This is a genomic window from Kosakonia beeri, assembly GCF_054165705.1.
Genome location: NZ_CM135106.1, coordinates 259,947 through 281,021, shown reverse-complemented (window position 1 = coordinate 281,021; position 21,075 = coordinate 259,947). Strand labels below are relative to the sequence as shown.

General features: G+C 55.4%; 14 protein-coding genes. 5 read left to right on the top strand and 9 right to left on the bottom strand.

All coding sequences use genetic code 11. The features are described from left to right. Positions 1-12: 12 nt before the first annotated feature. Genes ACUY4S_RS01245 through ACUY4S_RS01230 form a run of 4 tightly spaced genes read right to left on the bottom strand, consistent with a single transcriptional unit; the run spans position 13 to position 7,296 of the window. Positions 13-447, bottom strand: a complete 435-nt coding sequence (locus ACUY4S_RS01245) for a hypothetical protein (RefSeq protein WP_458024239.1) — start codon at positions 445-447, stop codon at positions 13-15. Next, complete coding sequence (locus ACUY4S_RS01240; RefSeq protein WP_458024238.1) at positions 444-4,952, bottom strand: RHS repeat-associated core domain-containing protein; 4,509 nt, start codon at positions 4,950-4,952, stop codon at positions 444-446. The genes ACUY4S_RS01245 and ACUY4S_RS01240 overlap by 4 nt, the downstream gene beginning before the upstream one ends. A 2-nt stretch (positions 4,953-4,954) precedes the next feature. Beyond that, positions 4,955-5,374 carry a DcrB-related protein gene (locus tag ACUY4S_RS01235; protein ID WP_312689941.1) on the bottom strand — a complete coding sequence of 140 codons (420 nt, stop codon included), beginning with the start codon at positions 5,372-5,374 and terminating at the stop codon, positions 4,955-4,957. Then, a complete protein-coding gene (locus ACUY4S_RS01230; RefSeq protein ID WP_458023382.1) occupies positions 5,374-7,296 on the bottom strand; it encodes a type VI secretion system Vgr family protein in 1,923 nt (640 codons plus the stop codon). Before ACUY4S_RS01230 ends, ACUY4S_RS01235 begins: the two co-directional genes overlap by 1 nt. A gap of 515 nt (positions 7,297-7,811) precedes the next feature. Between ACUY4S_RS01230 and ACUY4S_RS01225 the strand changes: the two genes are divergently transcribed. After that, on the top strand, positions 7,812-8,516 hold the full coding sequence (locus ACUY4S_RS01225; protein WP_312689945.1) for a GNAT family N-acetyltransferase: 705 nt from the start codon (positions 7,812-7,814) through the stop codon (positions 8,514-8,516). A 407-nt stretch (positions 8,517-8,923) separates the two neighbouring features. Further along, positions 8,924-11,410: an autotransporter family protein gene (locus tag ACUY4S_RS01220; protein ID WP_458023383.1), complete on the top strand. Its 2,487-nt coding sequence runs from the start codon at positions 8,924-8,926 to the stop codon at positions 11,408-11,410. A gap of 45 nt (positions 11,411-11,455) precedes the next feature. On the opposite strand, the gene ACUY4S_RS01215 is transcribed toward ACUY4S_RS01220, so the two are convergent. Then, on the bottom strand, positions 11,456-12,649 hold the full coding sequence (locus ACUY4S_RS01215) for a BaiN/RdsA family NAD(P)/FAD-dependent oxidoreductase (protein WP_458023384.1): 1,194 nt from the start codon (positions 12,647-12,649) through the stop codon (positions 11,456-11,458). 228 nt (positions 12,650-12,877) lie between these two features. Here ACUY4S_RS01215 and pitA point away from each other — a divergent pair, with 228 nt between their 5' ends. Further along, the gene (pitA, locus tag ACUY4S_RS01210) at positions 12,878-14,374 is read left to right on the top strand and encodes an inorganic phosphate transporter PitA (RefSeq protein ID WP_312689951.1); all 1,497 of its coding nucleotides are present in this window, start codon (positions 12,878-12,880) and stop codon (positions 14,372-14,374) included. A 100-nt stretch (positions 14,375-14,474) separates the two neighbouring features. Here pitA and uspB read toward each other — a convergent pair whose 3' ends face one another. Beyond that, the gene (gene uspB / locus ACUY4S_RS01205) at positions 14,475-14,810 is read right to left on the bottom strand and encodes a universal stress protein UspB (protein ID WP_312690204.1); all 336 of its coding nucleotides are present in this window, start codon (positions 14,808-14,810) and stop codon (positions 14,475-14,477) included. A 455-nt stretch (positions 14,811-15,265) separates the two neighbouring features. Between uspB and uspA the strand changes: the two genes are divergently transcribed. Then, positions 15,266-15,703, top strand: a complete 438-nt coding sequence (uspA, locus tag ACUY4S_RS01200) for a universal stress protein UspA (RefSeq protein ID WP_312689953.1) — start codon at positions 15,266-15,268, stop codon at positions 15,701-15,703. Between the two features lie 65 nt (positions 15,704-15,768). On the opposite strand, the gene rsmJ is transcribed toward uspA, so the two are convergent. From rsmJ to ACUY4S_RS01185, 3 genes are all read right to left on the bottom strand, one after another. Beyond that, complete coding sequence (gene rsmJ, locus ACUY4S_RS01195) at positions 15,769-16,521, bottom strand: 16S rRNA (guanine(1516)-N(2))-methyltransferase RsmJ (protein ID WP_312689955.1); 753 nt, start codon at positions 16,519-16,521, stop codon at positions 15,769-15,771. A 4-nt stretch (positions 16,522-16,525) separates the two neighbouring features. Further along, a complete protein-coding gene (gene prlC, locus ACUY4S_RS01190) occupies positions 16,526-18,568 on the bottom strand; it encodes an oligopeptidase A (RefSeq protein WP_458023385.1) in 2,043 nt (680 codons plus the stop codon). A 183-nt stretch (positions 18,569-18,751) separates the two neighbouring features. Beyond that, positions 18,752-20,020, bottom strand: a complete 1,269-nt coding sequence (locus ACUY4S_RS01185; RefSeq protein ID WP_312689959.1) for an acid phosphatase — start codon at positions 20,018-20,020, stop codon at positions 18,752-18,754. A 193-nt stretch (positions 20,021-20,213) separates the two neighbouring features. Between ACUY4S_RS01185 and ACUY4S_RS01180 the strand changes: the two genes are divergently transcribed. Beyond that, complete coding sequence (locus ACUY4S_RS01180; protein ID WP_312689961.1) at positions 20,214-21,056, top strand: 23S rRNA (adenine(2030)-N(6))-methyltransferase RlmJ; 843 nt, start codon at positions 20,214-20,216, stop codon at positions 21,054-21,056. Positions 21,057-21,075: the final 19 nt, after the last annotated feature.

Here is a 21,075-nt window from a genome sequence, read left to right as displayed (position 1 = left end):
CCGGCTTTTTATTTAAAATGCCAATTCTAAATCCACTGGATTGTTTATATTTATTCTTAGTCTAATATTAGAACTTGATTCTACTATGATAATATCAGATGTATATTCAGTTATATTAGTAAATGGGTTAGATTCTTCGGAATAAAGAACCCAAACTAAGTTTTTATTTTCATCGAGATATGCGATAAATCCTTCAGAACCATAACTGCCTTCTCCAATGCAACAATAGCAATTATTCGCTAATTTAACTTCTCTAAACTTATCAATATCAGTAACTTCATCTTTATTTTTTTCATAAAAGGCAGAGAAATCAAACTCACCATTTCTCTCAATACAAGGAGTAGGGTAAGGTATTATTTTACAAAGGAAAGATTCACCGTTAGAAAAGTAAATAGCATCTTTTATCGGTAATAAACCATCTTCCCATAACTGAATAATATTTTTCATTTGCAACCTCTTGATGTTCTTTCCGGTCGAGAATTTAATCCTTTATCTGGTACTATTCCACCGGCCTTAATATTTCTTCGATCTCTAAATCTCTCTCGGAATTTTTGTAACCATGTTTTTCCAGTAGATGAGTCAGGATGAGGAGCATTAGGGTCAACCCTAATGACTTTAACCTTATCTAATCCGGCCTCTAGAGCTGCGTCTAATCGCCTATTATCATAAGAAACTAATTGCCCATCAATATCAATTACTCTTAATGGAGACCTGTCCCAATCCCAACCACCATTACGCATAATATCGGCATAATCATGAGGTGATATTGTTCTTTGAGAAAAATTAATATCTTTGGGATTAACCCACTCCCCTGTTAATCCCAGCGGGTCGATCCAACTTAACGGATTCAGCGCATACGTATACGTGTTCAGTCCCCCCGCCAGCCCTATCGGGTCCATCTGGGTGTAGCAGCCGCCGGTGGGGTCATAGTAGCGGAAGGTGTTGTAGTGCAGCCCCGTTTCGCGGTCCAGGTACTGGCCCTGGAAGCGCAGGTTCTGCGGCACATCCCACTCCGCATACACGCTTTCGTGCTGGCTGCGGCCCCAGGCGGTTGAGGTGCCGCGCCACACGATTTCGCCGTGGCTGTCGGTCACTTTCTCCGGCAGGCCGTTGATTTCCGTGTGGTACCAGTACAACTCAGCGTGCTGCTGCCGGCTGTCAACGCGCGCCAGCGGTTCATAGCTGTTTTCCGTGTAGACATACTGCACGGCTGCGTCCGGGTCGCTGTCGCTGCGCTCGCCCACCATCTGCAGGCCGGACCACGCGTACTGCGTGCGTTCCGGTCTGCGGGCGTGGCGTCGCCACACCTGTTTCTCTGTGCGGCGGCCCAGGGCGTCGTAGCGGTACTCTGCCCGGGTGAACGCCGGGTCGCCCTCAATTTCCACCGCGCTGATGCGCTGCTCATCGTCGTAGCTGAAACGCTGCGTGATACCGCGATGGCTGTCGTGGCGTACTGTCATGCGGCCAAAGCCGTCATACTCCCGGCGCACCCCGTCCAGCCGTTTTAACAGGTTGTCCCACACCGGCTGTAAATCCGGTGTCGTGCGGTTATCTGCCGCGTCATACCAGAAACGCTCTTCACCGCCCGGCTGAAGGCTCTGCGTCATGCGTCCTGCCGCATCGTAGCCCCACAGCGACTGACGGTATTTCTCCGCCGGGGTCGCCGGTGCGCCGTCGGTGTACATCTGGCGAATAATCTGGTCTGCGCGGTCCCACTGGTAACGCCGCTCAAACACCAGCCGGTTACGCACATTGTCCATGCAGCGGCGCTGCGTAATGCGCCCGGCAACGTCATATTCCGTATCCAGCGCCAGCGCCCCCAGCGTGCGCTGCGTCTCCCGGTGCAGTTTATCGCGCTGATAACCCGTCACCGGCAGCGTTTTGCCGCCGAAAACAAGCTGCATCTCCAGCAGGTGCCCGGTGCCGTAACGCAGGTACTGCATCTGCCGCCCGTCCGGGTACGTGGTCGCACTCAGGTTGCTTAACGCATCGTACTGGTGTTCATATTTGCCGGACGCGTTCTCTTCACTGACCAGGTCACCGAGCTTGTTACGCGTCAGGATGATGACGTCACTGCTCTGCGGCTCGCGCATATCGATAACCGACTGCCGCCACTCGCTGTAGGCATAACGGCGGATTTCTGTTGCCAGCGCGCTGTAGCGGTACTCGGTGCGGTGCTGGTCGGTTTCCCGCGCCACCATGCGCCCGAGCGCGTCGTATTCGTAATTCACCACCTGCGGCGGCAGCGCACTGCCGCGAGCTGGGTGACGGATCATCGTCGCCACTTGCTGCGCGGCGTTGTACTGGTACTCGGTCTGCCGCCCGGCGTAATCCTGCTGGCGGGTCAACAGCCCGGTGGCGGTGTAATCAAAACGCCACTGCTGGTTGTTGGCATTGGTCAGTGTGACCAGCCGACCCGCGCGGTTAAAGGCAAAACGGGTGACCTGCCCGGCGGAATCGATCGCTTCAGTGACCTGGCCGCGCGCATTCAGCGTGACTTTGCGATCCAGCATGCCGTCTATGTTCTGCCCGCACAGTAGCCCGGCTTTGTTGTACTTAAACAGCGTCTCGCGGCCATCGGCGCGCACAAGGCTCTGCAGGCGCGACGCCGCGCTCCAGCGGTAACGCTCGGTATTGCCCAGCGGATCGGTCACAGACGTAAGCCGGCCTGCGGTGTCGTACTGGCGGCGGCTCTGGTAACCCGAGCAATCCTCTTCGCGGATCAATTGCCCCAGTTCGTCCCACCAGAAACGGTGGCTGTTCTCCAGCGCATCAATACGGCGGACTAAATCGCCCTGATCGTTCCACTCAAAGCGGGTTATGCCGCCTTCCGGATCGGTCAGTGCCACCACATCCCCTGCCAGGTTGTACTCATAGCGCCAGGTCGCGCCGTCGGGTAACACTTCAATGGCCGGGAAATCGTACAGCGGGTGCCAGGTGGTCATACGCGCGCGATGCAGCGGGTCGCGCTCCAGCGTCAGATTGCCGCGCTCATCCCAGGTATATTCCCAGCGCCCGCCGTCCGGCTGAATGGCAGAACGCAACTGTTCGGAACTGCCCACCCAGTTGAATTGCCAGTGGCCGCCGTGCACATCGGTGTAGTCCGTCACACGGTACATCGCATCCCAATGATGTTCGCTGACTACGCCTTCGTCGTTGCTGACGCGGGCGTAACGTTTTTGCTCGTCGGCGTCGATACGCCAGTTCTCCAGTACCGCGCCCTGCTCGTCATGCACCTGGTAACCGCTCACGCGCCAGTGCTCTGAGCCTGCCTCTGGCCGCCACTGGTAGTGCACCGTTAAGCCGGTTGAGAAGCTATGCCAGGCCAGCATATCGCTGGCACGATCCCAGCCAAACTGGCGGGTGACAACGCCATCGGCGTCCGTCACGGCAATCAGTTGCCCCTGGGCGTTATAACCATAAGTGACCAGCAGACGACGTTCGCCCGCGCAAATCTGGTACACCGCAGCCAGTCGCCCGAAGCGGGTTTCGTATGCCAGTTCCACGTCCAGCGCTTCGTTATCACTGGAGATGCGCGTCAACTGGCCCTGTTCGTTCCAGCTGTAATAGTGGGCGTTTTCATGGCGATCGTAGATGCGCTGGATGCGCCACTCACCCGGTCGGGTGGGATCTGGCTCATAGATATGGTGCTCACCTTCGCCGGTTTGCATGGCGATGATCCCGTTCGGGCTGGCAAAAATCCGCATGCCATCTTCCGGGTAGGAGATCATGTCGCCGACCCGGACTTCGCCCAGTCCCAGTTCACGCCCGCTCATATCGCGGAAGATCATCTGGTTATCCGCCAGGCGCAGGAGACGGGTTTCAAACGGCATCATCCAGCCGGTTCCAAGCATGCCGGTGGCACGGTTGCGGCTGTGATAGATGCGCTGCCAGTAAAGCGGCATGCGATCCGGCAACACAAAATCAAGATCTTCTTCTTTGGCGAGCACTTTGCTGCCAAGCGGAATATGAACAGGAAAGGCAGTCTGGATGGCGCTTACCACCATGCTTGAAAGTACCATCTCACCGGTCATGCCGCCTAATACGCAGACAAACTGTTTTAATGCCCCGCGCAGTAACTGGCGTTCGCAGGCGAGCTTTGCCAGGCGAGAGAGCGCACCGAGCCCCGCACTCCCTATCAGGTTGCCCAGCAGGTAAGCCAGCTGGTTTTTGCCGCTGTGAATATCACGCACCGTAATGGTGTCGCCCCCAATGCGCACACGCGGGTTCTCGCTGACTTTGATTTCGGCTTCGCAGGTGCTTTTTTCACCGTTGCGGGCAGCGGGCTGGTTGTTAATGAGGACTTTTTTCGACCCCTGCGCCACAAAGTTGCTGCTGGTGACCATATGGCCTTTTGTACAGTCAACGGTGTCTTCCGGCATTGGCGTCGCGTTGGGGTTCGCGCTTTCCACCACCGGCTGGGTGAGGGTGTCCCAAAAGTTGGAGCCCCATTTTTTAAGGTCGTCGAGGGTGATGTCTTTGGCGCGTTCGGCAATGGCCATTACCACACCGCCAGGCGTGAGGATCGTTTTTGCCGCTGTGGCCGCAACGGCAAGCGCGATCATACCTACCGCGGCCCAGTCGATGCTTTCATCGGCAGTGGGGTTGTTCAGGTAATCACGATCCACCGTTCCGGCTGCCCGGGCGGCTTTTTTGCCCATGATCTGGACGTTTTCCGAGCCAGAAGCAATGTGCGCGTCCGGTGGCCCATGATCGAAGAGCGCATCCACCATTTTGCCTGCGGTATTGCCGATCTCCTCCAGCTTGCCGCTAAAGATAAGCGCCGCCAGGCCCGCAAGCGCGGCCCCGGCAAACAGAGTACCGACACCGGAGCTGGCAAAAGCAATGACCCCGCAGACGATCGCCCCTTCTACCAGACCGCCAACGAAGTCCGCCAGCACGGAGCTGTGGATCAACGGATCCTCAATACGGGCAGCGATGTAATCTGTCATTCTTACGCCCCCAACTGTAAACCCGTTCTGATCGACGCCCAGAATGCCTCGGCGTCGGCATCAAACGGCGCAGTCCGGCTGAGCGTCAGCACGACCAGGTGGTCTTCCACCCGGGTTACAGCCAGTTTTTCATACACCATCGAGCTCTGGTTTAAGAAACGCAGCGCCACCTCACGGGCCGGTTGCCCGGCGACAGTGCTGTCTGTCACTTCACCCATCGTGACTTTTTTCATGCTGCGCTGCACTTTCGCCAGTTGCTGCTTGATGAAATCCTCTTCTTTGCCGGGTTGCACATCCCATGCGCGGGTAACCACCAGCGTTGCGTCATGCTGCTTAAACTTCAGGATGTTGATGCTTCTGTCCTGGTGCGCGTCCGGCAGGTTGAGTACGCCTTCGGAAAGCACAAACTGCGATGTCGCCATTATTTATCCGTCCCTTGATTAAATGCTTTTTTCACCGCCGCCTGGATTTCCGTCGGGGTGGGCGACGCCTGGGTCGCAGGTTTCGCTTCGGCGAGATTCAGATCCAGCAGGCCGCCAGTGTTAATGACCCCATGGTCACCTGCTTCAATAAGGAAGTTATTGCACTTGAGTTCCACCGTGCCGTTGGCGTTCAGCGTTAGCGACGAGTAGCCGCTCACCAGGGTGATACTGCTGTCCGACGCCTGCACGATCTTGCCCTGAACAAGCTGATTAAACCCGCCGCCGATCAGCTCGTCATGCTTAAGCTGGGTCGCCTGGGTGTGTTTTCCCGCCACCGAACCGGTGTAGTCCTGGGCGACACTGACCGTACGCGACCCGCCGACGCTGTGGGATTCATCTTTTTTGACGTTGGTGTCCAGGTTACGCTCAGCCTGGATCCATACCTGTTCTTCCCCCGCTTTGTCTTCAAAACGCAGGGCGTTGGCGTTATCGACAGAGCCATCTTTTGAACGGCTGAGGAAGCCCATTTGCGTAGCAGCGGCGGGTAATGCCCACGGCGGCATGCTGGCTTCGTTGTACACGCGCCCGGTGATGATGGGTCTGTCCGGATCGCCGTTGATAAAGTCGATCACCACTTCATCGCCCACGCGTGGCACCTGCACCCCGCCAAAACCCTGCCCGGCCCAGGCACTGGAAACGCGCACCCAGCAAGAGCTGGTATCGTCGCCTTTTGCCAGCCGGTCCCAGTGAAACTTCACTTTTACCCGCCCGTAACGGTCTGTCCAGATACTCTCGCCCTGCGGCCCCACCACTTTCGCAGTCTGCGGGCCATAGGTGCGCGGCCACGCGGTCTGCTGCGGCGGACGGTACACGACGGAAGACGGGATCACACTGAAATCAACGCGATGGATGGTTTCGCTGTCTGCGCCGCTGGCGTAGCGGTTCTCTTCAAAGTTGTAGTAAGCCGAGGTCACCAGATACTCGCCGTTGTCATTAAAGAAAGCGGCATTGGTCAACTGGAACGTGCTGCCCGGCACGATGCCCACAGCGGTGGCAGTGCCTTCAATTTGCTGATGTTCCACCTGCCAGCGCTCCTGACGGATGCGGGCGTAAAACTCACCGTGACCGTGCTCCACAAAACGGCCTGGCCAGTCGTACACGTCGATGGCACCTGGCGAAGGGGAGTTCGGGTTTTGCCGCGCCTGGAACAGCCACGCGTTCGGCTTGCGGAAGTCGTAGTCGTCGAGGCTGTACAGCCCCGGCGTAACGCTGTCTTCCAGCGCCCACTGGCTAATACCTTCTTCATCGGTGCTGCCGCCAGACGGCGTCTGATGGTAAGGGATGGTTTCATAGCCGCTGAACGGTTGATGCTGGGTAGCCGCATCGGTCAGAACCAGCGTGTGCTTATCGGCTTCATGGCGGAAGTGGTAAGTAATGCCCTCCAGCTCCATCAAGCGGCTGATAAAGTCAAAGCTGCTCTCCTGGTACTGGACGCAGTAATCCCACATGCGGTAGCTGCCGGTCAGTTTGTCTTCAATATTGACCTGGTATTCGCCGAGCAGCGTTTTGACGATTTGCGGTACCGTCTGCCCCTGGAAGATACGCAGGTTACGGTCGCGCTTCATCGGCCAGAGATCCGACTCCACAGTTAATTGATAAACAGCATAGCGCGTGCCGCTCAGCTCAACCGCACTCACCGCCACGCGGGTGATTTTGCCATTGAGATAGCGCGAGCCAGATAATGCCTGTGTAGGAATGGTCACAGTGACCGACTTGCCGAGTAACTGACTGCGATCCATTCTCGCGTCTGTGCCGAGCAGTTGCAGGTTAAATGCAAATGACTCAGACAACGCTTCCCGGCCAGAAACCTTCCAAAAGAGCAGTCCTTCGGCAGGTAATTGAACAGTAATACGATTGAGCATAAATCGGATCCTGACATAAAGACGGATTCCACTCCGGGTTCCGTTCTTGCGTTTAGTATTGCGGTATTCAGATAAAGCTACCGCATGAATTCTGTAAATGAAAAGATCTATATTGTCTGATTTCTCGCCTTAATAAATGCCAGGAATAATCCTAATCAAGCTGTATAAACCTGAAAAAAATTCAGTTTTTTATGGGGTTAAACGCAAGAGTTCGCTGGCAAGATGGCATAAGCTAAATTTTAGACAATTTCTGTGTTTTCTGTCAGCGCGCGGTTAACCCCGAAACCGCACTCTCTAAAGGTACAGCCTCCTGTTTGCGATACTTATCGCAGTTTCATACGGTCTGTTAGACGGTGCACCGGAAAAGGGTTATAAAATATTCATGGCACGTTACCAATTATTATTCCCTTACGTTAACTACCGTTATTATTTTTATTGTATCAGACCGCCGGAAAGTTAATCTCTGTTAAATTTTATTTAAGCTGTATTAACCGGGTAATAGACAGGAGGGGGTTATGGATAAATTCAACGCCTATGGTCAACGTCTGGGCCAGCCGCTTCCGGAGTGGGCACCACGAGCGTTACCGGAGAAGATCAACCTGCATGGCCAATATTGCAACGTTATTCCATTAGCGATTGATCATGCCGAAGATCTTTTCCCCGAATGGCATAGCATCGAAGATGATCGCGACTGGACATGGCTCGAAGATAATCGCCCGAAGGATAAATCTGCCTGTTACGCTTATTTAAGAGACCTGATTGCACATAAAGACAGATTATATTTTTCTGTGCAGGATAAAAGTGACGATCAAATAAAAGGCATTTTCTATATTGGGAAAATAGACCCGGATAATGGTTCTTTCGATATGGCAGAAGTCAACTGGACACCCTTAATGAAAAGAACCCGCGTCAGCACCGAAAGTCTTTATCTGGTGCTGTCTTATTTTTTCGACACCCTGAAGTACAGGCGATGTGAATGGAGAACAAGCACGTATAACATTGAGGGTATCCGTGCTGCAGAGAGAATAGGCTTTGTTAAAGAGGGTATCCTGCGCGATAAGAAAGTACGCAAGGGGTATTCTGTCGATATTGCCGTCTTCGCCATCACCCGCAAAGAGTGGCCCGCCATTGTCTCAATGATGACCGCCTGGCTACGCGAAGAGAACTTCGACGGGCTGGGTCATCAACGGCAGAAGCTCACCGCATTTCGTCGTTATTAGCCCGCGCCTGCGTTGAGTCGGTTTCCCGTCAATGCAGGCGGGTGATTTACGTTCCGCCAGGCGCGGGTTGCCCCTTCGGGGCATACCCTTTTCACGTCGTGCTAGTCGCCATAGTGACAGTTATGCGTAAAAGGTTACTCTTTTGTAATCATATAGTTAAATAAAGAGCCGGAAATTATTAGCTTTATTTATCTATTTTTAGCGCGCATGCGTTAAAGAAGACGGGTTCCTGCGTCGATAACCTGAAGGTCGTAGAGAATTTATTCCGTGATGCATTCTGCAAGTTGTCCTGTTTCAACGCATTGCCCTGTTGAAACACTGCAAACGCTCCCTCGAAGACAACAATATTCCCGATCCTGACTGGACAAAGAGCCGGCGGAACCATTCACATATTGGATGAATAGCAGATGCAAAAACCCGTTTTTCGTAAAACGCCACTGTCGCTGGCCGTTATCGCTGCGCAACTGTTGCTGGCGCAACAGGCGCTGGCCGCTGAAGCCAATGTGATCAGCAGTGATCAGAGTAACGGCATTCAGATCGTTGAAGCGCATAGCACCTATGATGTGCTGCAGAACGTTATCGTCAGGGGAACATCGGAAGATATGGCTGGCATTTATGCCGGCACGGCAATTGGCACGTTTACCAACGCCGGCACCATTACCTCCGTGCGTGATAATGGCCCCTTCAGGGTGCTGGGCCTGAACGTACAGAACCATATCAATACGCTGATTAATACGGGTGCCATCACCGCAGAAAACGTAGCCAATGCGGCAGCCGTGTTTAACGGCGGCACCATCGATAGCCTGCAAAACAGCGGTTATATCTATTCTGAAACTGGCCTGCGTAACCTGCGCAATATCGGCGCGCTGACCAACAACGGGACGATCTCTGGCGCTCTGTATGGCATTAATAGCGATAATTTCGCTTACGGTGCCAACACGGTGATAGGTGATATTACTAACAACGGCCTGATCAGCGGCAATACTGCCATTAACAGTAACGCGCCGATGACCACGGTGAATAACAACGGCGCCATCAGCGGCGCACTGGCGGCAATCAACAGTAGCGGCGCGATTGGTACCCTTAATAACAGCGGAAGCATTGTCGGGGATATTCTCTATACCAGCTCCTCCTCCATGACTCTGAACGGATCCGCTCAGGGCGGCGCGCTGTTCGGCGTCTTCACCGGTCAGAACGGAGTGATGGGCACGCTTGCCAGCCAGAACGCCGATCTCTATATGGGGAGCGGGCATATATGGATGAACGACAACATCGATGTGGGCAGCCACAAACTGATTAACCAGGCTGCAGTGCTGCGTCTCAACCAGCCGACCGCGATAACCGGTAACTATCTGCAGAAAGCAGATGCCACGCTCGAAATCGGTGTCAATGACAATGCGGTGATCAACACCTTTACCGGTGATTCTGGTTATGGCCGCCTTAATGTGTCGGGCATCGCCACGTTTGAGCCAGGTTCGAATGTGGTGCTGGCGAGAAACGGTGCCAGCTACAATTTTGCCGCCGGGCAGCGTTATCTGGTGGCGCTGGCCAACATGAACGGCACCAATTACAACGAGTCTTCGTTGCACTACGCCGTTGAAAATTTCAATGGCAAAGCGGTCGGCGGGACTTACATGGATATGGACAGCGGCCAGCGTGGGCTGGTGGTCGTCCTGCGCGCGGCCGACCCGGTGCTGCCGGGCGACTCAACCGTGATTACACCCCCCGATACATCGCTGGCACCGCAGCCGACAAAAGGTTTAGCCACCACGCGCAATGCTGCGTCGTCCCTGAAAGGGCTTTCTGGCTATAGCGGTTTCGCTGACGGACTGCTTGATCTCTATAACGCCTCTCTGGCGATCAGCAGCCGCGAAGAAGCCAACAAAGCGGGCGAGCAGCTCTCTCCGGTGCAGAATATCGCCGCGGGCAGCACCGCATCGGCCGCATCGCTGAATGCGCTGTCTGTAGTGAGCAACCATGTCGACAGCGTGCGCCTGGCGCGTAACGGCAGCGTACAGCGCGGTATTGCCACCGGTGATGATCCGCTGGACTGGGCTGTCTGGGGCCAGCCATTTTATGGCAACGTTCGCCAGGGAATGATCGATAACGTCAGTGGTTACACAGCACACTACGGTGGACTGGTACTGGGGGCGGACCGCCAGATCGCGGAAGCCTGGCGCGCAGGTGGGGCAATGACTTACTCGCACGCGTCCGTTCGCGGCAGCGACAACTTAACAGGCAACCACACCGATGTGGATGCGTGGGGCGGCGTGGCGTATGCCAGCTGGAGCGGTAACCCGTGGTACGTCAACCTCTCGGCCAGCGTCACCCGCCAGCAGTTTGACAGCCAGCGTGTGATTGCGTTTGACGGCTTCTCTGGCCAGGCGAAGGGTAAGTTCAACGGCCTGCAAACCGTGACGAAAGCTGAAGCGGGTTACCCGATCCTGTTTGGCGAAGGGACGACGCTGACCCCTCTGGCCGCCATGAGCTATAGCTATTTGCACCAGAAAGGTTACCGGGAGCACAGCGACAGCGGTGCCGCACTCAACGTAGACAGCAGCCACAGCCAGTCTGTCCGCCACAGCGTGGGCGGCAAACTGGAGCACAGCTGGAGCACGCCAGCCGGGGATTTAGTACCGTTCGCACAGGTCATGTGGAGCCATGAGTACGACCGCAGCCGCACCGCAACCGGTGCCAGCTATGTGGCCGATTCCGTGGGGGAAACCCGCTTCACCAGCCTCGGCGCTACACCGGTGGCAGATACGGCGGATATCAGCGCGGGCGTTACGCTGGTGCAGGGCGATGATCTGAGCATTAGCGCACGCTACGACCTCTCTACCGCACCGCATTTTGATGCGCAGACGGTCAGCCTGCGCCTGCGTAAGTTGTTCTAAAACAATCACCCAGGGCCGCTCCCGTAGCGCAGCGGCCTTTCTGGGTTATTCGGCCGTCAGCGCCTGCGCGCAAGCCCAGGCGCTGGACCACGCCCACTGAAAGTTATACCCGCCGAGCCAGCCAGTGACGTCCATCACCTCGCCAATAAAATACAATCCAGGCACCTTACGGGCCTCCATGGTGCGCGAAGAGAGTTCATGGGTATCCACACCGCCAAGCGTTACTTCCGCCGTGCGATAGCCTTCGGTGCCATTCGGCTGCACCCGCCATTGCGTCAGCGTCATAACCAGATCGTCCTGCTCGCGGCTGTTCAGTTGCTTGAGGGTCACATCCGGGAGTTGCCCCAGTTGCTGCAGGCACTCCACCAACCGTTTCGGTAACTGCATGGCGAGCGTGTTTTTCAGGCTTTGATTCGGGTGCGCATCGCGCTGCTGATTGAGGAAAGTGTCCAGATCGCATTCGGGCAGCAGATTAATGGTGACAAATTCCCCTGGCTGCCAGTAACTGGAAATTTGCAGAACAGCCGGCCCTGAGAGCCCACGGTGGGTAAACAGCAAGTTTTCGCGAAACACAGTGCCATCTTCGGCGGTAATGATCGACGGTACAGAAACCCCGGAAAGGGTTTGCATCTGCTCCAGCAGCGGCTTGTGCAACGTAAACGGCACCAATCCTGCGCGGGTGGGCAGTACCTTTAAACCAAACTGTTCGGCGATTTTATAACCAAACGGCGAGGCTCCCAGGCCCGGCATCGATAACCCCCCCGAAGCGATCACCAGTTTTGCAGCCTGGACGCCGGCGCCATTCAGTTGCAGCGTAAAGCCCTCTTCGTTGCGCTCAACACTCAGCACTTCGCTGCGCAGGCGCTGCGTGACGTTGCCTTTTTCACACTCGGCAACCAGCATGTCGACAATCTGCTGGGCGGAGTCATCGCAGAAGAGCTGACCCAGCGTTTTTTCATGCCAGGCAATACCGTGTTTGCCCACCAGATCGATGAAATCCCACTGGGTATAGCGCGCAAGGGCAGATTTGCAAAAATGCGGGTTCTGACTCAAATAAGCTGCCGGCTCAACATAAAGGTTAGTAAAGTTGCAGCGGCCGCCGCCGGACATCAGGATCTTGCGGCCCGGTTTTTTGCCGTTATCCAGCAGCAATACCCGGCAGCCCGCCTGCCCGGCCAGCGCCGCACAGAACATTCCCGCCGCACCGGCGCCGATAACGATGGCATCAAACCTTTCCACAGCAGTTTCCTCATTTGAAAAACGTGGCGGATTGTAAAGAGTTCATGCTGGTCGCACCAGAGAGAATGCGCGCTCACAGAACATGATATTGAAAAATAAAAGATAATTTCCAAAATACCGGCCTTTGTAAGAAATAATGTCAAAAAAAATACATATTTCACTTTGCCCGCACACGCAATGTCCCTGATAATGCGCCGCGTTCATGTCCTCAAAATGGCGTAACGACTTATGTTACATTTGTTTGCCGGCCTGGATCTTCATACCGGGCTATTACTCTTGCTTGCTTTGGTTTTTGTTCTGTTTTACGAAGCGATTAATGGCTTCCATGACACTGCAAACGCCGTTGCAACAGTGATTTATACGCGCGCTATGCGCTCTCAGCTGGCGGTAGTAATGGCGGCGGTGTTTAACTTTTTCGGCGTGTTGCTGGGCGGGTTAAGCGTTGCATATGCGATTGTGCATATGTTGCCAACCGATCTACTCCTCAATGTCAGTTCTGCTCACGGTCTGGCGATGGTCTTCTCCATGCTGCTGGCCGCGATTATCTGGAACCTCGGCACCTGGTATTTTGGTCTGCCGGCGTCCAGCTCCCATACCCTGATTGGCGCGATTATCGGCATTGGTTTAACCAATGCGTTGATGACCGGTACCTCAGTGGTTGATGCGTTAAACATCCCGAAAGTGCTGAATATCTTCGCGTCGCTGATCGTCTCACCGATTGTCGGCCTGGTGTTCGCTGGTGGGCTGGTATTTATACTGCGTCGCTACTGGAGCAATACCAAAAAACGCGCCCGTATCCATATGACACCGGCGGAACGCGAGAAAATCGACGGCAAAAGAAAGCCGCCGTTCTGGACGCGCATAGCGCTGATCCTCTCCGCGATTGGCGTGAGTTTTTCACACGGCGCGAATGACGGCCAGAAAGGCATCGGCCTGATTATGCTGGTGTTGATCGGTGTTGCGCCAGCCGGATTCGTGGTGAATATGAACGCTTCCGGCTATGACATCACCCGTACCCGTGATGCCGTAAACAACGTGGAAACGTACTTCCAGCAACATCCGGCGCTGCTGCAAAAAGCAACGGGTGTGGATCCGCTGATCCCAACGCCGGAAGAAGTGACCACGCAGCCGGGTGAGTTCCATTGCCATCCTGGCCGCGCCATCATTGCGCTGGACCGCGCTAAAGCGATGCTGACAAACGTTGAAAGCTACGACAAACTGCCGGTTGAGCAGCGTAGCCAGCTGCGTCGCATTATGCTTTGCCTCTCCGATATTACCGATAAAGTAGCGAAGCAGCCGGAAGTCAGCGCTGACGACCAGCGTCTGCTGAAGAAACTGAAAGGCGATATGCTGAGCACCATCGAGTATGCGCCTGTCTGGATCATTATGGCGGTGGCGCTGGCGCTGGGCCTCGGCACAATGATCGGCTGGCGTCGTGTGGCAACGACCATCGGCGAGAAAATCGGTAAGAAAGGCATGACCTACGCGCAGGGGATGTCTGCACAAATGACCGCCGCGGTGTCCATCGGTCTGGCGAGTTATACCGGTATGCCGGTATCCACGACTCACGTGCTCTCCTCTTCCGTTGCCGGGACGATGATTGTCGATGGCGGTGGCCTGCAACGCAAAACGGTCACCAGCATTCTGATGGCCTGGGTATTTACCCTGCCAGCCTCGATTATTCTGTCTGGCGGGTTGTACTGGATTGCACTGCACCTGATTTAACGGTTTGCACGCATGACAAGAACGGGTCAGGAAACTGGCCCGTTTTTTTTGGCTCCTACAACGGCAGAGCGGCGCGTTTACCGCCCTGCGGCGCAGCGGCTTAATGCCAAATCATCAACGCAATCAAACTCACCACTACGAGACCGCACAGCGAACTGGTCAGGATGAACTGCCGACGTACCCTTTCGCAGCGGCGAATGAATTCGTCGTCATGGTGATCGCGATAGCGCTGGGCGTAGATGTACCACACCAGCCGCATCTGCTTGCCCGGTTGACCGTGGGACGTGAAAAATCCGCCGCCATCCACGTATTGATAGAGTAAGGGGTCACAACCTCGAAGTACCACTAACAGTGCGCGCAACGATGAGTAATAACGCACCATGTTAACCACACAGACGACACACAAGGCCCAAAACAGCGCTACAGTGCTGATCACCATATCCCCTCCCCTGGCGATCCCCCCACGAAGACAAACTCCGCGACGACCGCTCCTGGATACTCAACCAAGTCAGACAATGAAGAGTGTTACCAACGCCGGACGGGGCGACAGCGCAGGCGGTGTCCCGCAATTGACCTTGGCTTCCTGCCCGAACAATTGTGGGACACCGTCTGTTTTCCGTACGGTTTATTAATAGTGTAGGAGAAAGGGATCTTTTTTTGCCACTCGCTTTATCATCTACCCTGCATCTGGCTGTAAATATCCCTTAAGTGAATCGTGATCCAGGTTGATTGACGGTGATATAAGAGAGTTATAAGGTAGAAATATCTTCACAAAGAGATCCTTAAGGCCGGGCGCTACCCGCTCACGTGAAACGCAGGACGCGGGCGCAGTGCACACACATCAGGGGCACTCCCCGATGGTCATCGACAACTTATGGAAGGAGTAACACTATGGCTTACAAACACATCCTCATCGCAGTTGATCTCTCCCCTGAAAGCAAATTGCTGGTTGAGAAAGCAGTATCCATGGCGCGTCCTTATAACGCGAAGATTTCCCTGATTCATGTCGATGTAAACTACTCCGATCTTTACACTGGCCTGATCGACGTTAATCTCGGCGATATGCAAAAACGTATCTCTGATGAAACCCATCAGGCGCTGACTGAGCTGTCCACCAATGCCGGTTACCCGATTACCGAAACCCTGAGCGGCAGCGGTGACCTGGGCCAGGTGCTGGTAGACGCCATCAAAAAATACGATATGGACCTGGTGGTTTGCGGTCATCATCAGGACTTCTGGAGCAAGCTGATGTCTTCCGCACGCCAGCTAATCAATACCGTTCATGTTGATATGCTGATTGTCCCGCTGCGCGATGAAGACGAGGATTAACACCTCCTACACGGCGGCGCATTAACCTGAATACCGCCCGGCCCGCGCAACGCGGCCGGGCTTTTTTATTCCCCGGAACCGGGATAAATATCAAAACGGTGGCTTTTGGTCACCACCGCCGACTGCGTAGCAATCCCCGCCAGCGGCGGCGCGTAATCCGGTCGCTTCACCACCACGCGTTTAATGGCAAGACGACGCGCCGGTTCGAGTAATCCGTCGGCATCCAGATCCGGCCCGACAAGCGACTGAAACACCCGCATCTCCTTTTTCACCAGCGCACTTTTTTGCTTATGCGGAAACATCGGATCGAGATAGACCACCTGCGGGCGCGGGGTGATATCTGCGAGCCCGGTCAGACTGGAGGCATGGATCAATTGCAAACGCTCGCGCAGCCACGGGCCGATTTCCACATCCGCATAGCCGCGGTGCAGGCCATCTTCCAGCAAGGCCGCAACCACCGGATTTCGCTCCAGCATGCGCACCCGGCAGCCAACCGACGCGAGCACAAACGCATCGCGCCCCAGCCCGGCAGTGGCATCCACGACATCCGGCAGGTAGCCGCCTTTAATACCGACCGCTTTGGCAACCGCTTCGCCGCGACCGCCGCCAAACTTACGCCGGTGCGCCATTGCGCCTGCCACAAAATCAACAAAAATGCCGCCCAGTTTGGGTTCATCACGCTTGCGCAGTTCCAGATGGGTAGGCGTGCGCACCAGTGCCATCAGGTTGGCATCATCCTGCTCCAGCCCAAAGCGAGCCGCAAGAACAGATAAGGCGCCGTCTCCGGCGCCTGTTTCATCCAGCAAACAAATTTTCAACGCGTTAGCCTTCGATACCGTAATGCTCAAGCATCGCATCAATCTGCGGCTCGCGGCCACGGAAGCGTTTGAAGAGATCCATCGGCTCTTCTGAACCGCCGCGGGTCAGGATGTTATCCAGGAAGGATTGCCCGGTTTCGCGGTTGAAAATCCCCTCTTCTTCGAAGCGGGAATAGGCGTCTGCCGCCAGCACGTCCGCCCACAGGTAGCTGTAGTAACCGGCAGCATATCCTCCGGCAAAAATATGGCTGAAGGCATGCGGGAAACGTCCCCATGACGGCCCCGGCATCACCGCAACCTGGCGTTTGATTTCGGCCAGCGTTTCGAGGATTTTCGCCCCCTGTTCCGGGCTAAATTCCGCATGCAGACGGAAGTCGAACAGACCAAACTCAAGCTGACGCAAAATAAACATCGCGGCCTGGTAATTCTTCGCAGCCAGCATCTTATCCAGCAATGCCTGCGGCAGTGGCTCGCCCGTCTCGTAATGGCCGGAGATAAACGCCAGCGCTTCCGGCTCCCAGCACCAGTTTTCCATAAACTGGCTCGGCAGTTCGACGGCATCCCACGGCACACCACTGATGCCGGCCACACCGGCGGTTTCAATACGGGTCAGCATATGGTGCAGACCATGACCGAACTCGTGGAACAGGGTGATCACTTCATCGTGGGTGAACAGTGCCGGTTTGCCGCTGACCGGGCGGTTAAAATTACAGGTAAGATAGGCCACCGGTTTTTGCAGCGAGCCGTCGGCTCTGCGCATTTGCCCCACGCAGTCATCCATCCATGCGCCGCCGCGTTTATGTTCGCGGGCATACAAGTCGAGATAGAAGCTGCCGCGCAGTTCGTTATTTTCATCATACAGCTCAAAGAAACGCACATCCGGATGCCAGACGTCGATATCGTTGCGCTCCTTCGCGGTGATGCCGTAAATGCGTTTCACCACTTCAAACAGGCCGTTGACGGCGCGATTTTCCGGGAAGTAAGGGCGCAATTGTTCATCGCTGATGCTGTAAAGATGCTGTTTCTGTTTTTCGCTGTAGTAACCAATATCCCACGGCTGCAGTTCATCCACACCGAACTCAGCTTTCGCAAACGCACGCAGCTGTGCCAGCTCTTTTTCACCCTGCGGACGGGCGCGTTTTGCCAGATCGGTTAAGAAGTCCAGCACCTGTGACGGGTTTTCTGCCATTTTTGTGGCCAGCGATTTAAAGGCATAACTTTCGAAGCCCAGCAGTTGCGCCAGCTCATGACGCAGCGCGAGGATCTCCGCCATCACCGGGCTATTGTCCCATTTGCCGGCATTTGGCCCTTGATCGGAGGCGCGAGTGCTGTAAGCGCGGTACATCTCTTCACGCAGTGCCTGATTATCGCAGTAGGTCATGACCGGCAGATAACTCGGGATATCCAGCGTGAGCAGCCAGCCCTGTTGTTCTTTGGCTTCCGCCTGCGCTTTAGCAGCGGCTAAGGCGCTTTCCGGCATCCCGGCCAGTTCGGCCTCATCGGTGACCAGCTTGCTCCAGCCCATGGTCGCATCTAACACGTTATTACTGTAGGCGTTGCCCAGTTCCGACAGGCGTGCGGCGATTTCGCCATAACGTTGCTGTTTCTCTTTTGGCAGCCCGATACCGGACAATTTGAAGTCACGCAGCGCATTATCAACAGATTTCTTCTCAGCGACGCTCAGCGCAGCGTAGTGCGACCCGTCACGCAAATCGCGGTATGCGTTATACAGCCCTTCGTTCTGGCCGACCCAGGTACTGTATTCCGACAACAGCGGCAGGGTCTGCTCGTAAGCTTCACGCAGTTCCGGGCTGTTTTTAACGGAATTCAGGTGACTGACTGGTGAAAAAAGGCGACTTAAGCGGTCATCCACTTCTGCCAGCGGCTGGCAAAGGTTTTGCCAGGTGTAAGGACCGCCCTGCGCGACAACGCTTTCGACCGCGTTCCGGCAATCTTCCAGCGCTTGAGTTACCGCTGGCACAACATGCTCAGGAAGGATTTTGGAAAAAGGCGGTAATACGAAAGGCGTCAATAATGGATTAGTCATATGCGCAGTCCTTGGGATGGGGTGAATATAGCGCGTCGGCGCTTGGCAATGTTTTGTAGCATGGGGTTAAGTGTAGGAGATTTCAATCCCGGACGTTGCGCTTAACGGGGTATCGCTGCAATAAGCGCCAATAATGAAAACGCCCGGCAGCATTGCGCTCACCGGGCGGACAAACTCGCTGAATTAATGGCCTTTATGTGCCATATCGTAAGCGGCTGGCAGGTTCAGACGCTGCCAGAAGTTCTGCTCGTCGGTGGTGCCGGCAAGGGGATAACCCGCGGGCAGCGCCGTTTTTACCATCAATGCACGGCGCTGGGCGGCGGAGAGGTTCGGTAGGGCCGCTTCCAGCAGGACTTCTGCACCTTGCGGAACGTTTAACGCTTTTTGCGCCCCTTTCTGCTGCGGCAGGTTGTAGGTCATGGTGAAGCGGTAGAAATCACGCATCGCCGGATCACGATACGGATCGTCTTTGCCTGCCGTTTTCGCACAGGCTTCAAGCGTCATGCCACACTCTTTTTCCAGCGCCGCACGCAGCTGGTCACGCGCTTCATTGAACAGGGCGCGGTACTGTGGATCGCTGAGGTAATGCGCGACGTTGCGTTGCGCTACCATGCGCGAGCCTATGACATCCAGCGGGTAATGCACGCCCAGCACCACGCGGGAGTATCCGTAGCGGGCACCTCGCGCCAGCAGCGCATCAAACCGCTCCGGGATCATCTCCGCCATGAGCAGCGCATCGGTATACCCGGTATTAGTGTGGCCGCTCGGGAACGCACCACCCTCGGCTGAATAAGGCTGGTTATCTTTTACCACCACATCATCCGGCACTTGATGGATCGTGTTACCAGGGATCAGGAAAGGGCGCTTATAGTCGAAATGTTTTTTTGCCGTGCTGGTGCTGACTTCGCTGGCTTTGATCAACGCGGCGGCTTTACCTAACTCGCCCTTATCATAAGCGGTAAGAAATGCCTGCCCGAGCTTCGGCCCCAGAGCATCTGCAATAAAGTAGAGGTAGCTAATGCCTTCTGCATCCGCCAGTGCCTGGCGACGTAAGCCTTTGGTCGCGTTGAGGTTAATCGCCTCCACAGTTTGCAGGCTGGCGTCCAGCGTCGGTTTCGGTAGCGCGCTAAACGCCGAAAGCAGGTCAATACCGGCTTGCTGGTTGGCTTTGGTCTGGAAGTCATAACCCCGCGCTTTCAACCAGCCTTTATCAGCCTGTTTATCCTGGGTTGCGTGTTCCAGTTGCGCGCGTGTCAGCGCAGACGCACTGCCCTGCAACGCTTGCCGTAGTGCAGCCAGTGATTGAGCCTCCAGTGCAACATAGGTCTGGCTCTCTGCTGCCGGAGTGGTGGAATTGGCGATATCACGCGCTTGCTCCAGCGGGATTGCCTGCGCCATCGCCTGGTGAGCAAGCAGTAGCGCAGCCGTTAAAAGCGTAAGACGGATTTTCATATTTTTTCCTTTTATTCAAACCATTACCTGCCCTGGTGCGACGCTAGCGCGTCGGTTTGACACTTTCATGACACGGTTATGTTTTGAAACCTTTTCCGACGGCCTGAAACAAGCGCGGCGCGCCTGCGGTAATTGCGGGCAATCTGCGGTAAACTGTGGCAAACCTCGTTTATTTTCCGGAATCCCAGTATCCATGCTCAGTTATCGCCATAGCTTCCACGCGGGCAACCATGCCGACGTCCTTAAACACACCGTTCAGAGCCTGATCATCGAAGCGCTGAAAGAAAAAGAGAAACCGTTTCTCTATCTCGACACCCATGCGGGCGCCGGACGCTACCAGCTCTCTGGCGAGCATGCTGAACGCACGGGTGAATATCTGGAAGGGATTGCGCGTATCTGGCAACAGGATGATTTGCCTGCCGAACTGGAGCCGTATATGAGTGCGGTGCGCCACTTTAACCGCGGCGAACAGCTGCGCTATTACCCGGGTTCGCCGTTGATTGCGCGTGAACTGCTGCGTGAGCAGGATAGCCTGCTGCTGACCGAACTGCACCCCAGCGACTACCCGCTGCTGCGCCAGGAGTTTCAGAAAGACAGCCGCACGCGCGTGAGCCGTGCCGACGGTTATCAGCAGTTAAAAGCCAAACTGCCGCCGGTTTCCCGCCGCGGTCTGATCCTTATTGACCCGCCTTATGAGATCAAAACCGATTACCAGGCCGTCGTCAGCGGAATTAACGAGGGGTACAAACGGTTTGCCACCGGCGTCTATGCGCTGTGGTATCCGGTCGTGCTGCGCCAGCAGATCAAACGCATGTTGCGCGATCTGGAAGCCACCGGCATCCGCAATATTCTGCAAATCGAACTGGGCGTGCGCCCGGACAGCGATCAGCGCGGCATGACTGCCTCCGGCATGATTGTGATTAACCCACCGTGGAAGCTGGCTGCACAAATGAATAACGTGCTGCCGTGGTTGCACAGTAAATTGGTGCCGGAAGGGACCGGACATACACTGGTCCATCAATTGGTACCGGAGTAATCGCAGCCATTGATGGAAC

Coding starts and splice junctions, on each gene's coding strand:
- ACUY4S_RS01185 (WP_312689959.1), bottom strand. CDS start 20,020: ATGAAAATCCGTCTTACGCTTTTAACGGCTGCGCTACTGCTTGCTCAC.
- pitA (WP_312689951.1), top strand. CDS start 12,878: ATGTTACATTTGTTTGCCGGCCTGGATCTTCATACCGGGCTATTACTC.
- ACUY4S_RS01235 (WP_312689941.1), bottom strand. CDS start 5,374: ATGGCGACATCGCAGTTTGTGCTTTCCGAAGGCGTACTCAACCTGCCG.
- ACUY4S_RS01230 (WP_458023382.1), bottom strand. CDS start 7,296: ATGCTCAATCGTATTACTGTTCAATTACCTGCCGAAGGACTGCTCTTT.
- ACUY4S_RS01180 (WP_312689961.1), top strand. CDS start 20,214: ATGCTCAGTTATCGCCATAGCTTCCACGCGGGCAACCATGCCGACGTC.
- ACUY4S_RS01225 (WP_312689945.1), top strand. CDS start 7,812: ATGGATAAATTCAACGCCTATGGTCAACGTCTGGGCCAGCCGCTTCCG.
- ACUY4S_RS01240 (WP_458024238.1), bottom strand. CDS start 4,952: ATGACAGATTACATCGCTGCCCGTATTGAGGATCCGTTGATCCACAGC.
- prlC (WP_458023385.1), bottom strand. CDS start 18,568: ATGACTAATCCATTATTGACGCCTTTCGTATTACCGCCTTTTTCCAAA.
- ACUY4S_RS01220 (WP_458023383.1), top strand. CDS start 8,924: ATGCAAAAACCCGTTTTTCGTAAAACGCCACTGTCGCTGGCCGTTATC.
- uspA (WP_312689953.1), top strand. CDS start 15,266: ATGGCTTACAAACACATCCTCATCGCAGTTGATCTCTCCCCTGAAAGC.
- ACUY4S_RS01245 (WP_458024239.1), bottom strand. CDS start 447: ATGAAAAATATTATTCAGTTATGGGAAGATGGTTTATTACCGATAAAA.